The 13851-nt window shown below is 56.7% G+C and carries 14 protein-coding genes; 3 read left to right on the plus strand and 11 right to left on the minus strand.

Features of this window, described 5'->3' with window-relative positions; genetic code table 11:
* Nucleotides 1–255 precede the first annotated feature (255 nt).
* Nucleotides 256–2838 carry an ATP-binding protein gene (locus HMPREF0201_RS00540; RefSeq protein ID WP_016517479.1) on the plus strand — a complete coding sequence of 861 codons (2583 nt, stop codon included), beginning with the start codon at nt 256–258 and terminating at the stop codon, nt 2836–2838.
* Here the strand turns inward: HMPREF0201_RS00540 and alsK are convergent.
* The 6 genes from alsK to HMPREF0201_RS00570 all read right to left on the minus strand — a co-directional run bounded on the left by alsK (nt 2771) and on the right by HMPREF0201_RS00570 (nt 9039).
* The gene (gene alsK, locus HMPREF0201_RS00545; protein ID WP_016517480.1) at nt 2771–3715 is read right to left on the minus strand and encodes an allose kinase; all 945 of its coding nucleotides are present in this window, start codon (nt 3713–3715) and stop codon (nt 2771–2773) included. The two genes, HMPREF0201_RS00540 and alsK, sit on opposite strands and share 68 nt — an antisense overlap.
* Nucleotides 3699–4394, minus strand: a complete 696-nt coding sequence (alsE, locus tag HMPREF0201_RS00550) for a D-allulose 6-phosphate 3-epimerase (RefSeq protein WP_039897812.1) — start codon at nt 4392–4394, stop codon at nt 3699–3701. Before alsE ends, alsK begins: the two co-directional genes overlap by 17 nt.
* Before the next feature lie 135 nt (nt 4395–4529).
* Nucleotides 4530–5510, minus strand: a complete 981-nt coding sequence (gene alsC, locus HMPREF0201_RS00555; protein ID WP_039897813.1) for a D-allose ABC transporter permease — start codon at nt 5508–5510, stop codon at nt 4530–4532.
* Complete coding sequence (gene alsA / locus HMPREF0201_RS00560; protein ID WP_039897814.1) at nt 5489–7021, minus strand: D-allose ABC transporter ATP-binding protein AlsA; 1533 nt, start codon at nt 7019–7021, stop codon at nt 5489–5491. Before alsA ends, alsC begins: the two co-directional genes overlap by 22 nt.
* A 134-nt stretch (nt 7022–7155) precedes the next feature.
* Nucleotides 7156–8091 (minus strand): D-allose transporter substrate-binding protein, encoded by a 936-nt coding sequence (gene alsB / locus HMPREF0201_RS00565; protein WP_016517484.1) that lies wholly within the window; start codon nt 8089–8091, stop codon nt 7156–7158.
* Nucleotides 8092–8148: 57 nt separating this feature from the next.
* Nucleotides 8149–9039 carry a MurR/RpiR family transcriptional regulator gene (locus HMPREF0201_RS00570; RefSeq protein WP_039897815.1) on the minus strand — a complete coding sequence of 297 codons (891 nt, stop codon included), beginning with the start codon at nt 9037–9039 and terminating at the stop codon, nt 8149–8151.
* Nucleotides 9040–9396: 357 nt separating this feature from the next.
* On the opposite strand from HMPREF0201_RS00570, the gene rpiB reads away from it, so the two are divergent.
* Both rpiB and yjdP read left to right on the plus strand, forming a co-directional pair.
* On the plus strand, nt 9397–9846 hold the full coding sequence (gene rpiB / locus HMPREF0201_RS00575) for a bifunctional allose-6-phosphate isomerase/ribose-5-phosphate isomerase RpiB (RefSeq protein ID WP_016517486.1): 450 nt from the start codon (nt 9397–9399) through the stop codon (nt 9844–9846).
* A gap of 69 nt (nt 9847–9915) precedes the next feature.
* Nucleotides 9916–10239, plus strand: coding sequence for a DDRRRQL repeat protein YjdP (gene yjdP / locus HMPREF0201_RS00580; protein WP_016517487.1), 324 nt, complete (start codon nt 9916–9918; stop codon nt 10237–10239).
* Here yjdP and phnP read toward each other — a convergent pair.
* Genes phnP through phnL form a run of 5 tightly spaced genes read right to left on the minus strand, consistent with a single transcriptional unit; the run spans nt 10236 to nt 13843 of the window.
* Nucleotides 10236–10994, minus strand: coding sequence for a phosphonate metabolism protein PhnP (gene phnP, locus HMPREF0201_RS00585; protein ID WP_039897816.1), 759 nt, complete (start codon nt 10992–10994; stop codon nt 10236–10238). The genes yjdP and phnP overlap by 4 nt on opposite strands.
* The gene (gene phnO, locus HMPREF0201_RS00590; protein WP_016517489.1) at nt 10972–11439 is read right to left on the minus strand and encodes an aminoalkylphosphonate N-acetyltransferase; all 468 of its coding nucleotides are present in this window, start codon (nt 11437–11439) and stop codon (nt 10972–10974) included. Before phnO ends, phnP begins: the two co-directional genes overlap by 23 nt.
* A complete protein-coding gene (gene phnN, locus HMPREF0201_RS00595) occupies nt 11432–12019 on the minus strand; it encodes a ribose 1,5-bisphosphokinase (protein ID WP_227318494.1) in 588 nt (195 codons plus the stop codon). Before phnN ends, phnO begins: the two co-directional genes overlap by 8 nt.
* Nucleotides 12016–13152: an alpha-D-ribose 1-methylphosphonate 5-triphosphate diphosphatase gene (gene phnM, locus HMPREF0201_RS00600; RefSeq protein ID WP_016517491.1), complete on the minus strand. Its 1137-nt coding sequence runs from the start codon at nt 13150–13152 to the stop codon at nt 12016–12018. The genes phnN and phnM overlap by 4 nt, the downstream gene beginning before the upstream one ends.
* Nucleotides 13139–13843 carry a phosphonate C-P lyase system protein PhnL gene (phnL, locus tag HMPREF0201_RS00605; protein WP_016517492.1) on the minus strand — a complete coding sequence of 235 codons (705 nt, stop codon included), beginning with the start codon at nt 13841–13843 and terminating at the stop codon, nt 13139–13141. The genes phnM and phnL overlap by 14 nt, the downstream gene beginning before the upstream one ends.
* Between the last annotated feature and the right edge of the window lie 8 nt (nt 13844–13851).

Raw genomic sequence — 13851 nt, forward strand, 5'->3', positions numbered from 1 at the left:
CCGTTCATAATTGTCATAGAGTTGAATAGTTAACCTGGATCACATTACCGTTGCGGAAATATTTATCAAAATCCGTGCAATGCTTAACTGGAGTGAATGCTTGACCCTCATCCCGGCCCTATCCCTGAAAGGGAGGGGGGAAAAGCGGCGCGCTAATCTTTCTCCACTTCGCCAGGGGAGAGGCAACCTCTTTTTTCCCCTCTCCCCCGGGGGAGAGGGTTAGGGTGAGGGGGCATAAACAACCACGGAGCCTCTATGACCCAAGCCCGCACCGCCTTTTTCGCCAGCGCCCGTGGCCGCCTGCTGTTTTTCAATTTGCTGGTGGTGGCGGTGACGCTAATGGTATGTGCGATGGCGGTTCTCGGCTTTGAGCACGCCAGCCGTATTCAGGAACAGGTGCAGGGGCAAACGCTGAGCGATATGTCGGGCAGCATGGAGCTGGCGCGTGATACGGCAAACGTGGCGACGGCGGCGGTACGGCTGTCTCAGGTTGTGGGCGCGCTGGAATACCAAAGCGAGGCCGCAAGCCTGAAGCAAACCCAGCTGGCGCTGCAAAACTCGCTCTCTCAGTTAGCCAACGCGCCGCTGGCCGCCCGCGAGCCGCAGCTGGTTAGCCGCATTATCGAACGCAGCAACGAGCTGGAAAGCAGCGTCACCAATATGCTGGTGATGGGCCATCGCCGCCATTTGCAGCGCAACCTGCTGCTGAGTGCGCTGTATCAAAATCAGAGCTACCTTGAGCATCTTCAGGAAGTTAACGAGCGTGAGGGGCTGAACGTGCCCGACGCCGACCTGCTGAAACAGATGGATCGCCTGCTGGTGGTAGCCATTCAATCTTCATCCCCGAGGCCCGCCGTGCGGCAGCTCAGCGAGGTCATGCGGCAACTGCCCGAACAGGCGTCGTTCCCGCTGGCGGACAAAATTCTTCAGCAGTTCAGCGCCGGTCTGCGCGAGCTGCCGCCGCTTTCGGTCCAGCTTGAGGAGAGCGACTTAGGCATCGCCTGGCATATGTACCACATCAAGGCGCTGGTGGCGTTTCTAAATCAGGACATCAACCTGTACGTGCAAAAAGTCGGGGAGGAGTCGCAGCAGCGCAGCCAGCAGAGCCATAAAGATTTGCAGTCTATTATCGCCTTTATCGGCCTGTTTGCCCTGCTGGCGCTGGTGATAACCGGGTTTGCAGGCTGGTATATCTACCGCAACCTTGGTTCTAACTTAACGGCGATTTCCCAGGCCATGACGCGGCTGGCAAAAGGCGAGAAAGAGGTGAGCGTGCCCGCCCAGCAGCGCCGCGACGAGCTGGGCGAGTTGGCCAGGGCGTTTAACGTTTTTGCCCGCAACACGGCTTCGCTGGAGCACACATCCCGGCTGTTAAAAGAGAAAAGCACCCTGCTGGAAACCACGTTCCACGCCATGCGTGACGGTTTTGCCCTGTTCGACAGCGAGGGTTTTTTAGTGGTCTGGAATCAGCAATATCCGCTGTTGCTGGGGCTTGAACCCCATCGCCTGCAGCGCGGGCAGCATTATCTTGGCTTGCTCAAACAGGTGAGACCGCTTCAGGAGCATATTCTGGGGAATCTCTCGCGGCCGCTGCCAAAACCGCAGGAGTTAAGGCTGGAGGATGGCCGCACTATTGAGCTGCGCTTCAGCCCGGTACCGGGGCGGGGTATGGTCAATGTGGTGCTTGAGCGCAGCGAACGCAAAGCGCTGGAAGAGGCGCTGGTTCATAGCCAAAAAATGAAGGCCGTGGGGCAGCTTACCGGCGGGCTGGCGCACGATTTTAATAACCTGCTGGCGGTCATTATCGGCAGCCTGGAGCTGACCGCTACCGATTCACCTGATGCGGTGCGCATTTCACGGGCGCTCAAAGCCGCCGAGCGCGGCGCACAGCTCACCCAAAGGCTGCTGGCCTTCTCCCGCAAACAGTCGCTTCACCCGCGGGCCGTGGCGATGAAAAGCCTGCTCGATAATCTCGACCCGCTAATGCGCCACTCGCTGCCCTCTCAGTTAACGCTAACGATTGAAGCCCAGCAGCCCGCCTGGCCCGCGTGGATAGACGTTAACCAGCTGGAAAACGCGATTATTAATCTGGTGATGAACGCCCGAGACGCGATGGAAGGGCGCAGCGGCGAAATTAAAATTCGCACCTGGAACCAGCGTGTGGTGCGGGGAGAAGGGCGCAAGCAGGACATGGTTGTGCTGGAGGTCGCAGACAGCGGCCATGGCATGACCGCGGAGGTAAAGGCTCAGGTATTTGAACCGTTCTTTACCACCAAGCAAACCGGGAGCGGAAGCGGGCTGGGGCTGTCGATGGTTTACGGCTTCGTGCGTCAGTCCGGCGGGCGGGTGCAAATAGATAGCGAACCGGGCAAAGGCACACAGGTTCGGCTGCAACTGCCGCGTGCGCCTTCTCTTGAGCTGGCGGAAGCGTTGCCCGCGCCGGGCAGGCTGGACGATATTTCTGACCAACTTGTGATGGTGCTGGAAGACGAGCCCGACGTGCGCCAGACCCTCTGCGAGCAGCTGCACCAGCTCGGCTACCTGACGCTGGAAGCGGGCGATAGCCAGCAGGCGCTGCGGCTGATGGCAGAAGTGCCGGACATCAGCATTGTTATCAGCGATTTAATGTTGCCCGGCGAGCTGAGCGGGGCCGATGTGCTCCACTCGGCCCGCGTCGCTCATCCCCACCTGAGCCTGTTGTTGATAAGCGGCCAGGATCTACGGCGCAGCGAGAAGCGGCTGCCCGACGTGGAACTCTTGCGTAAGCCCTTTACCCGAGCGCAGCTTGCTGAGGCGCTACATAAAGCGCGGGCAGGAAGCAGGAGCGGGCAAGCGTAGCCGCGCCCTGAGCGCCGTTAAACGACGACGATGAAGCATCAATAAAACACACGGAGTCGTGAGGCAGCGGGCGGCGCAGATGTTGTTTGATTTGCGCGACCAGCACTTCGCGAGGGAAAGCGGGCATATCCATTACGCCGCCGCCGAGGATAACCGCGTCCGGGTCAAACAAGTTGACGCTGGTGGCGATAGCGCGTGCGGCGTGGGCCAGCAGGGCAATGACAAAAGGCTCCTGCTGCGCGTGGCTAAACAGCTCGCCAATTTCATAGCCGCGCGGGCTGGCATCGTACCAGCGCTTCAGGGCAATCCCGGAGCAAACCGTCTCCAGGCAGCCTGCATTACCGCAGCCGCAGGTTAACTGCATATCGCCCTGCGGAATATGCCCCAGCTCCCCGGCCACGCCGTGCGCTCCGGTCCAGGGCGCGCCGTTAAGCCAGATGGCAAAACCCATGCCGGTGCCGAGGTAAGCGCCAAGTACCTGCTGGTGCTGAAGGCCATTCTGCGCGACGTCAAACGAGAGCTGCAGGTTCACATCACGTGAAAATTCAACCGGACAGTCGAGGGCATCCTCAAGCTTACCGGCCAGCTCGCCAAGTTCTGCGGGGCTAAGCGGCAGGTTGGGCGTGGAAATAATCGTGCGCCTGTCTTTGCCAACCAGCGCCGGAAACCCCATCACCATTCCCCGGCAGCGGGCGTTCAGCCTGTCGAGCTGAGCCCCCAACAGTTTAGCTATTCCGCACACCACGCCGCCCGCGATCACTTCTGCGGTACGCAGCTTTTCGCAGTGCAGCACCTCTCCGGCTTCATCTTGCAGGCAGAGCCGGATATGGGTGGCGCCCATATCCACTCCGGCCACCACATTAAGCGGTTTTGGCATGGGGCATAACCTCGTTTTTGGCCGTCAGGATTTGCTCGCTCATCACCTGCCAGGCCTCGTCGATATCCCGGGCGTGATTAAACAATCCGGAGGTGCCAACGATAAACACATCTGCCCCGGCGGCCATGAGTCGTTCATAGGTTGCCGCGTTGCAGGAGCCGTCAATCTCAATCTCGTAGCTCAGCCCTTCGCGCTCGCGCCAGGCCTTTAGCTCGGCCACCTTTTCCAGCATTTCAGGAATAAACGGCTGGCCTGCAAATCCCGGATCAACGGTCATCACCGTCACCTTGTCTGCCTTATGAATATAGTATTTCATCGCCTCGACAGGGGTTTCCGGGTTCAAAATAAGGCCGACTTTCATGCCGTGGCGGCGGATCTCTTCGATCAGGCGGAAGGCCTGGCCGTTAATGGTTTCCGGGTGCAGGGTAATAATGTCCGCCCCGGCCTGCGCCAGCTGGCTGATGTAATCCTGCGGGCGGGTCACCATTAAATGGCAGTCCAGCGGTTTGCTGGCAAGTTTCTTAACCTGACCGACGAAGAACGGGGACAGCGTCAGATTAGGCACAAAGTGGCCGTCCATAATGTCGATATGAAAGTAGTCCGCGTGCTGGTCGATAAAAGCTATCTGTTCCTGGAATTTCGCCAGATCCATGCACATCAAAGAGGGGGAAATTTTCACTATAAGCTCCTGTAATTCTATGGATTTCGGACGACAGAAAGGCGGCCAGGCTGCGAGTCCCCAGGAGCATAGCTAACTATGTGACTGGGGTGAGCTGATGCAGCCAACGCATCTGCCGTTCGAAAGACGACGAATTTACTTGCTGATTAACCGATCCAGGGCCACCGCGGCGATGATCAGCCCCCCCATCACCACCAGCTGGTAATAGGTTTGTACCTGGAGAATATTGAGGCCGTTGTTGATGGTGCCGATGATCAGGCCGCCTATCACCACCGAGAAGATGCGCCCTTTGCCGCCGAAGAAGCTGGTGCCGCCGATTATCGCGCTGGCGATGGCATAGGTTTCAAAGCCCATGCCTGCCAACGGCTCTGCGGCACCAAGACGCGCGGTAGAGACCACGCCAGCCAGCCCGGCGCAGATGCCGGAGATGATAAACACCACCAGCATGTGAAATTTCACGTCGATGCCGGAGTAGAATGCCGAGTTTTTATTGCCGCCGAGGGCGTAAATATTGCGGCCCAGGCGCGTTCGGGTGGTCAGGAACCACAGTATCCCGGCGACAATCAGCGAGAATATCACCGGCACCGGAATGCCTAACGGCGTGGCGGCGAAGAAGTTCACGAAGTCAAACGAGAAGCCGTAAACCGAGTTGGCATCTGAGATTACCAGCGTAATACCGCGGAAGATGGCGTTGGTGCCGAGTGTGATGATGAACGGATGCAGCCCCGTCCAGTTTACCAGGCAGCCGTTAATCGCCCCCAGCAGCCCGCCAACCAGCACGCCGCCGATCAGCGCCGCGAGAAACGGATCCACGCCGGCCAGCATCAGTTTGGCCGTCACCATGCCGGACAGCGCCAGAATCGCGCCCACCGACAGGTCGATACCCGCCACTAAAATTGCAAAAAACTCACCCATGCCAATCAGCACCGTGACCGAGCTTTGCACGAAGATGGCGCTGATATTGCTGGCCGTCAGGAAATATTCCGCCGACAGCGTGCCGAAGATACTGACGATGATCGCGAGGATGAAAAAGGTGCCGTACTTGTCCCAGAACTGCGCGAAATTAAACGGCTTTTTCTCGCTTTCGTCGCGCTTCATTCTTGTGGTAATGCCCATGCCATAATCTCCTCTTCGCTGATATCGTCGCGATTGCTCAGGATTTGCGTCAGTCGCCCTTCGCAGAACACGGCAATGCGGTCGCAGACGGCGATAATTTCGGGAAGTTCGGATGACACCATCAGGATGACTTTTCCGTCATCGGCCAGCTGGCGCATCACTTTGTAAATTTCAGCCTTAGCGCCCACGTCGATGCCGCGCGTTGGCTCATCGAAAATGAGAACCTCCGGGTTGCAGCATAACCATTTGGAAATCAGCACCTTTTGCTGGTTACCGCCGGAAAGTTCGGTGATATTTTGCTCTACGCTGTGGCACTTCAGCGCCAGCAGCTGCCGCTGTGCTTCGGCGGTTTTACGCTCCTCGGCTTCACTGAATAGCCCCATCGCGCCTTTGTAGCCGCCGTGCTTGAGGCTGCGGCTGATAGCCATATTTTGGGCTATCGAAAAGTTGGCGAAGAAACCGTTGTCGCGTCGGCTTTCGGTGATGTAGCCCATACCTTTTTTCAGGGCGTCCATTGGTGAACGCGGAGAAATGTTTTTGCCGTTAAGCAGAATTTCACCGCTGGCGCGTTTATCCACGCCAAACAGGCAGTCCATCAGCTCGGTACGCCCGGAACCTACCAGCCCGGAAAAACCGAGGATCTCGCCGCGATTCACGCTGAACGAAATGTCTTTCACCTTTTTACGGTCGCGGCTGGTGACGTTTTTCACCTCAAACACCGTGTCGCGCTCAACGTTTCCGGCGCTTTCTTTCATGGCGTTGAAGCGGTTTTGCAGCTCGCGTCCCACCATCAGACGTACGATATCGTCGTTAGAGACGTCGCTGACCATGCCGCTGCACACGCTGCTGCCGTCTTTCATTACCGTGTAGCGGTCGCAGATGCGGCGGATCTCTCCCAGCTTGTGGGAGATATAAACAATCGCCGTTCCCTCTTTGCGCAGCTGGTTCATTATCAGGAAGAGATAATCCACCTCTTTATTTGTTAAAGACGAAGTGGGTTCATCCATAATAATGACTTTGGCATCAAGCATTAAGGTCTTGGCTATTTCCAGCATCTGCTTATGGCTAATGGATAAATTTGCTACCTTTTCATCAAGGCTGACTTTTAACCCCACGCGCAATAACATCATTGCGGCGCGAATACGCATTTCATTCCAGTCCACAACATTGATGCCAAAAAATTTTTTAGTCGCGTGGCGGCCAATATAAAGATTTTCCAGCACGGTTAATTCATCAATAACGCTGAGTTCCTGATAAATAATGCCAATGCCGAGTTTTGCTGCCAGCTTATGGTCGAGTTTATCGTAATTAATTTCATTAATAACAATAGTGCCTTTGCTCGGCTCATGAATACCCGACAGGACTTTCATTAAGGTTGATTTACCTGCACCATTTTCCCCGAGTAAAGCATGGATCTCGCCGGGGAATATTGTTAAATCAACCGATTTTAATGCGTGAACCGGACCAAAGGATTTGCCGATCCCCGCCATTGAAATATATGGCGTGACCATGACGAGCCTCAATCATTTTTAGCGAAGGTTTCCCCTCACCCTAGCCTTCTCCTCATAAGAAGAGGGCTACCTTTTTTCCCCTCTCCCTGTGGGAGAGGGCCGGGGTGAGGGCACCAGACGACTCGGGTTTAAAACTATTTCGTCACCAGAACCGAGTCCACGAGGCTAAACTGAGGCGCTTTATCCTCGGCAATAACCTTCCCGGTCTTCGCCGCATCCACCAGAAGTTTCAGGCCCGTGGCACCAATATCCGCCGGGTTCTGGGCGACGGTGGCGGTCATCTGCCCGGCATCAATCATTTTGCGTGCTTCCGGGATGCCGTCGGTGCCGACTACCAGCACTTTCCCGGCTTTTCCGGCATTGGCAACCGCCTGGGCAACGCCCATTGCCATGGTGTCATTCGCGCAGTAGAAGGCTTTCAGGTTCGGGTTGCGTTGCAAAACGTTAGTGGCAACGTCGAGCGCTTTGATACGGTCCCAGTCGGCAGGCTGGCTGGCGACCAGCTTTATCTGACCCGCTTTTTTGAAGGCGTCGCTGGCACCTGTGCGGCGCGCTTCACCGGACGCGTTGCCCGCTTTACCTTCGATAATCGCCACTTCGCCGCCCTGGGCGCCGAGCTTGTCGATGATAAAGCCTGCACCTTTTGCCCCGACCGCGACGTTATCGGTGGTAACAAATGCTTCCACATTGCCGCCGGCTTTTTTCAGGTTATCCATATCGATTTTTTCATCGAGGTTGACCAGATAAATCCCTTTTTTCCAGGCGTTGGCAACCGGCACTACCAGGTTAACGGAAGAGAGCGGTGCAAAGGCGATGCCTTTATATTTTTTATTACTGAGATCTTCGAAAAGCTGTAGCTGGGACTGAAAATCACCTTCCGAAGGTGAAGCAAAAATATCGACGCTGACGCCCAGCGTTTTTGCTTCATTTTCTATCCCTTTTTTCATATCGACCCAGTAAGGGTTGGATAATGTTTTTAATATCACCGCATAATCGGCCGCTGCAAAAGCGCTGGTGGATAACATCAGGCCCATAGCAGCGCCGCTGAATATTTTCAGATATTTATTCATAATAATATTCTCAGTGTAGGGTACAGTCAGATCCCGCGATAACGGGATCTGTTATTTTTACTTCAGTGCGCCAGGTGAAAAGAAATCCACAATAGCGCCGGTCTTTTGCATATTTAAAGTTGCCTGCTCAATGTTTTGCTGGGCTACAGAAACAAAAAGTGCATCTAATAATGTTAGTTGTAATATACGCGCGGAAGCGTTTCTGCCCAGTAAAGGCGTCTCTGGTGCTGGCGAACAAATAATAAAATCAGCCAGGCGTGCAATCGGTGAATGGTAGCTGTGGGTAATACAAATAATTTTGGCCCCATTCTTTTTCGCCAGTTCCACCGCCGCTTTTAAATCGCTGGTGCGCCCGGAATGGGAAACCACTAGCACCACATCACCTTCTTTTAGCAACGACGCCGACATCATCATGATGTGCGCGTCCTGGTAGGCCTGGCAGCGCACGCCGATGCGCAGAAATTTGTGCTGAATATCGTCGCAGATGGCGTTTGAACCACCGACGCCGTACAAATCACGCTGTTTTGCCTTCGCGAAGTAGCGAGCCGCGCGGTGGATCTCGTCCACGTTAACGATCGACTGCCCTTCCATAATGGTACGCAGCGTGATGTTAAACACTTTGTTGACCACATCCTGCGGCGCTTCATCAAATGCCAGTTCGGTTGGCAGTACCTGCTCCGACTCGGAAAAATAGGCCACCAGCGCGCTGCGAAGATTACGAAACCCGCTGAACCCCAGCAGTTTTGAAACCTTAACGATCATTGCTTCCGACACGGAAAGCGCTTCGGCAACGTCTTTTATTGCCGGGGCATCACTCAGGTTGCCGGGCTTCAGCAGCCAGTCGACGATGCGGCTTTCGTTGTCCGTCATCCCTTCCTGCTTCATGCGCAGCCAGGGGGCGAGGCCGATGCCGTTCGGCAACTGTGAATCAATTTCAGACTGACTCATCATGTTCTCTTGATGTCCATAAAGTGAAGGCACAACTATAACATCACAGCGTGGACAGAAAATATGCTATCAACTTCACAAAAACAATTAATTCATAAAGTTTAATTTTTTGTGAAGTTTTACCTATCAAATAAATTGAAGTAACTACATGAAAATAAATAAGTTAATTTTATTTTGATGATGATTGCAACGCTGAGTGAATCACGTTTACTGGCAAAAATACCATTGCGCTGTAAAGCTCATCGGTGTAGAAATGTCCACGAACCCGGCGATTTTGCCGATAAATTGGGCAGTGAACCGGTCTTAAATCACAGAAGTTGCCGGGTTCGTAAAGTTACCCTAACTGTGAGGCTGACGATGAAAAAAATTGCGTTTGGGTGCGACCACGTAGGTTTCCTGCTGAAAGAGGAGATAGTCGCGCACCTGCTGGAGAAGGGGATTGAAGTGGTGGACAAAGGAACCTGGTCCGGGGAGCGCACCGACTATCCGCAGTACGCCAGCGCGGTGGCCGGGGCCGTTGTGAGCGGTGAGGTGGAAGGCGGAATTTTGATTTGTGGCACCGGCGTGGGTATTTCCATTACCGCTAACAAATTCCCCGGCATTCGCGCGGTGGTATGCAGCGAGCCTTACTCGGCGCAGCTTTCTCGCCAGCACAATAACACGAATATTCTGGCCTTTGGCTCAAGAGTGGTGGGCCTGGAGCTGGCAAAAATGATTGTGGATAGCTGGCTTGCCGGGCAGTTCGAGGGCGGTCGTCATCAGGCCAGGGTGGAGGCGATTAGCGCCCTTGAGCAGCCGCGAATTTGAGATTCCTCCGCTACTTCCCCCTGCGGCCGCTGTCTAACCTGAGGCCAGTCCAACCCAGAGACTGACCTCATGAAAAAATATACAACGGCGCTGCTGTTCGGCGTGCTTTATCTGGCGGCGCCTTTCGCTCAGGCGGATGCTATCGATGATGCTATCGGCAATATTCAGCAGGCGTTTAGCGACGCGTACAAACCAGGCGATGACCGCGTTTACCACGACGATCGCGATGACGGCGATCGGCAGGATCGTGCGCTAAGCCGTCAGAATGAAGAACGTTATCGGCAGCTGGAATCCCGCCGCCGTCAGCTTGACGACCGTCAGAACCAGCTCGATCGCGAACGCCAGCAGTTGGACGATGAAGAGCGGCGGCTTCAGGATGACGAAGACCGCTAATCCAGCACTATCTCCAGGCCGTCAAACCCCGCTTCAAAGCCCGCAGGCAGGTTATTGTGCATCAGCCATTCGTCGAACTGGTGGCTGATGTGTGTCAACACCACCCTCGGGCTGCCTATTTGCTCATTCAGCGCTATCACCGTCGATAAATCGCAGTGATTTTTTGGCGTTTCCGGCCTCGGTTCACGGCTGCAATCAATTACCACGACTTCCGGGCGGTTGGCGGCAAGAAACTTGAGCGTTTTCTCCGGCAGCCCGGCGGTATCGCTGAGCCACGCCAGCCTGCTGTAGGCCGTTTCAAAGAGGTAGCCGAAGGTCAGCTTGGAGTGGATAAGCGGCAGCGGCGTTACGCGCAAAGCCTGGAGAGTAAAGGCGACAAACGGCTCGACGGTGTGGCTGAAGTCCAGCATACCGGGGTGCTTAAACAGATCGTCGCACCCCTGCTCGTCGGGTGGGCCATAGACGGGGATTTTATCGCCCACGCCCCAGCGCAGCGGAAATAGCCCCTGCACATGGTCCATATGGTAGTGGGTAAGTAAAAACTGCTGAAATTCACCCGGCTGCCAGCTGTCCATCAGGCCGGGCAGCCCGGCGTCCAGCAGCGTGACGGCTTCGTTATATTTCACCACCGCGCTGCACGGGCGGCGGCGGTGAGCGGGAGTGTGGCGCGCGCGTGAACAGGCCGCGCAGCCGCAGCCCCAGGCGGGGACGAGCTGCGCTCCGCCGGTGCCGCTAAGCGTTAACTTCAGCGTCATTGGGGGTCTCCACCGGTTTGGTAAACCGCAGATGAGTTGCGCGGTAGCCTTCCCGTTCGTAGAAGCGGTGCGCGTCTTTACGACCGGTGCTGGTAGAAAGCTCGGTCAGCTCCGCATCGGCTTTTCGAGCCTGCGCTTCGGCCCAGGCTAGCAGCTGTTTGCCCACGCCGTGCCCGCGAGCCTCCTCCATGACAACCAGTTCCTGAATCTCGCCGATGCGGCGGCCATGATGCAGATGATATTGCAGATGCAGGCTAATCATGCCCAGCGCTTTATCGCCCAGCCATGCCAGCTGATAATAAATGTTTGGGTCGCGCAGGTTCTCGGCGAAGCAGGCGTTAAAGCCAGGGCGGTCGGCTTTGGCCTGCTTTAACTCGCAGATCATGCGGTAAACGGTATCACTGTCTTCGATAGCGGCGGCTTTTAACTTAACAACATCAGACATGGCGAGGCTCCTTGCGGTGGAGAGGGATGACGTTCGAGCGGTGCCGGGCCAGCAGCCGCATAAATAATTCGGCTGACTGTAGCAGACTCCCGTCGTTGTTGAGTACCAGACAATCATCCCCCTCCGGCGCGTAAAGTGCCGCCCGTTGCAGCCGCTGCTCGATTTGCTCCGCATTTTCCCGCCCACGCTGTTCCAGGCGATAGCGCAGAACGTCGGTAGAAACTTGCAGGCAAATCGGCACCAGCGCTTCCGCATAGCGCTCCCGAGCCTGTTGTAAATGCTGCCGGGAGCCGTTAACCACCACATCAAATCCGGCTTCGAGCCATATATCCATCTCCACGCCGACGCCGTATGACTGGTGATGCGCCTGCCAGCTCAGGGCAAACAGACCCTGCTGCTGGCGCTGGTCAAACTCTTTCGCGCTTAGCGCGACGTGGTTTTCGCAACCTGCGTCGGCGGCGCGCGTGATGTAGCGATGCGCCACCAACAGTCTTTCGTGCTCCTGCTGGCGCAGAGCGCTCAGCAGGCTGTCTTTGCCGGAGCCGGACGGGCCCATCAGCCAGATTAGTTTACTCATCAGAACACCCGAATTCCCTGGCGCCAGACGTGATCGACGTGGATGTGGTCGCCGTGCATATGCGCCAGCACCAAATCCGCCCGCTTCCCTTCCGCCAGCGTGCCGCGGTCCTTCAGATTCAGCGCCCGTGCCGGGTTGCGCGTCACCAGGTTCACCGCCTGAGCTAACGTGAAGCTATTGCCGTCGTCGTGTGCCACGCGGAATGCCGCATCCAGCAGGCTTGCCGGATAGTAATCTGAGGAGAGGATGTCCAGCAGCCCGGCCTGCGCCAAATGGCTGGCCGCCACGTTGCCGGAGTGGGAGCCGCCGCGCACGATGTTGGGTGCGCCCATTAATACGCTCATGCCGTGGCGGCGTGAGGCTTCGGCTGCTTCCAGCGTGGTCGGGAATTCAGCAATGACGCTGCCAATTTCATGCGACTCAACAACGTGTGCCGAGGTGGCGTCGTCGTGGCTGGCAAGCGCGATATTGCGGTCACGGCAGCGGGCGGCAATGGCCTGACGGTTTGGCTGCGACCAGCGTGCCGCCAGCGTCAGTTGCTCTTCCTCGAAGCGGTCCATCTGCTCGTTCGTCAGGTGATATTTGCCCTGGTAGTAATCGCGGTATTTCGACAGTTCGGCGTACTGGCGCTGGCCCGGCGAGTGGTCCATCAGCGACACCAGGGAAACCAGTTCGCGGTCGACCAGCTTGTCGAACAGCGGCAGCGTGGTGTGGTGCGGCAGCTCGCAGCGCAGGTGCAGGCGGTGCTCGGCGCGGTTGAGGCCGCGTTTTTGCGTGTCCTCCACGGCGTTGATCATTTTTTCGAGGTTTTCCAGCCTGTCGCCGCCGTCGCGCACGTCGCCAATGGCTACCGCGTCCAGCACGGTGGTGATGCCGCTGGCGACCATCAATGCGTCATGACTGCTCATTGCCGAGTGTGCCGGCCAGTCAACTTTTGGACGCGGGGTAAAGAATTTATCCAGATTATCTGTGTGCAGCTCAATCAGCCCCGGCAGCAGCCAGCCGCCGCCGCCGTCGTGTGCGCCCGGCAGCTGGCTCTGGGTTTCGGCAAAGTTGCGAATCACACCGTCGGCCACTTCCAGCGAGCCACTGACCACTTCATCTTCCAGTACCAGGCGAACGTTATTGACTATCATGTTGAGGCTCCATCGCTGTCATCTCATGCAGGCGGTCGGCCACCTGTTCACGCACTGCTTCGTCGTGGAAGATGCCGACGATGGCCGCTCCACGCGCTTTTGCCTGCTGAATTAAAGCCACCACGGCGGCGCTGTTTTTGGCGTCCAGCGAGGCGGTTGGCTCATCCAGCAATAAAATGGGGTAATCGACGATAAAGCCGCGAGCGATGTTGACGCGCTGCTGCTCGCCGCCGGAAAAGGTGGACGGTGCAAGGTGCCACAGGCGCTCGGGCACGTTCAGCCGGGTCAGCAGTTTGGCGGCTTTTGCCTCGCATTCTTCACGCGGTACGCCCAGATCCAGCAGCGGCTGCATCACCACTTCGAGCGCCGAAATACGCGGGATCACTCGCAGAAACTGGCTTACCCAGCCGATGGTCTGGCGGCGTACCGCCAGCACTTCCCGCGCCGGAGCCTGCACAATATCCAGCCATTCGCCGTCGTGCTTCACCCAGATGTGTCCTTCATCCGGCAGATAGTTGGCGTACAGCGAGCGCAGCAGAGTGGACTTGCCGCTGCCCGAGTGGCCGTGCAGCACCACGCATTCTCCGCCTTCAACTTCCAGCGAGGCGTTTGCCAGCACCGGCAGGCGAATGCCGTGCTGATGGTGCAGGACAAATGTTTTGCTCAGGTTTTGAACCCGTATTCTGGTCATAGTGAGTA

Source organism: Cedecea davisae DSM 4568 (assembly GCF_000412335.2).
Lineage (GTDB): Bacteria > Pseudomonadota > Gammaproteobacteria > Enterobacterales > Enterobacteriaceae > Cedecea > Cedecea davisae.

Bases quoted from the DNA above. Each gene is read 5' to 3' on its own strand.
- HMPREF0201_RS00540 (WP_016517479.1), top strand. From the start codon at position 256: ATGACCCAAGCCCGCACCGCCTTTTTCGCCAGCGCCCGTGGCCGCCTG.
- alsK (WP_016517480.1), bottom strand. From the start codon at position 3,715: ATGCCAAAACCGCTTAATGTGGTGGCCGGAGTGGATATGGGCGCCACC.
- alsC (WP_039897813.1), bottom strand. From the start codon at position 5,510: ATGGGCATTACCACAAGAATGAAGCGCGACGAAAGCGAGAAAAAGCCG.
- alsA (WP_039897814.1), bottom strand. From the start codon at position 7,021: ATGGTCACGCCATATATTTCAATGGCGGGGATCGGCAAATCCTTTGGT.
- alsB (WP_016517484.1), bottom strand. From the start codon at position 8,091: ATGAATAAATATCTGAAAATATTCAGCGGCGCTGCTATGGGCCTGATG.
- HMPREF0201_RS00570 (WP_039897815.1), bottom strand. From the start codon at position 9,039: ATGAGTCAGTCTGAAATTGATTCACAGTTGCCGAACGGCATCGGCCTC.
- rpiB (WP_016517486.1), top strand. From the start codon at position 9,397: ATGAAAAAAATTGCGTTTGGGTGCGACCACGTAGGTTTCCTGCTGAAA.
- yjdP (WP_016517487.1), top strand. From the start codon at position 9,916: ATGAAAAAATATACAACGGCGCTGCTGTTCGGCGTGCTTTATCTGGCG.
- phnP (WP_039897816.1), bottom strand. From the start codon at position 10,994: ATGACGCTGAAGTTAACGCTTAGCGGCACCGGCGGAGCGCAGCTCGTC.
- phnO (WP_016517489.1), bottom strand. From the start codon at position 11,439: ATGTCTGATGTTGTTAAGTTAAAAGCCGCCGCTATCGAAGACAGTGAT.
- phnM (WP_016517491.1), bottom strand. From the start codon at position 13,152: ATGATAGTCAATAACGTTCGCCTGGTACTGGAAGATGAAGTGGTCAGT.
- phnL (WP_016517492.1), bottom strand. From the start codon at position 13,843: ATGACCAGAATACGGGTTCAAAACCTGAGCAAAACATTTGTCCTGCAC.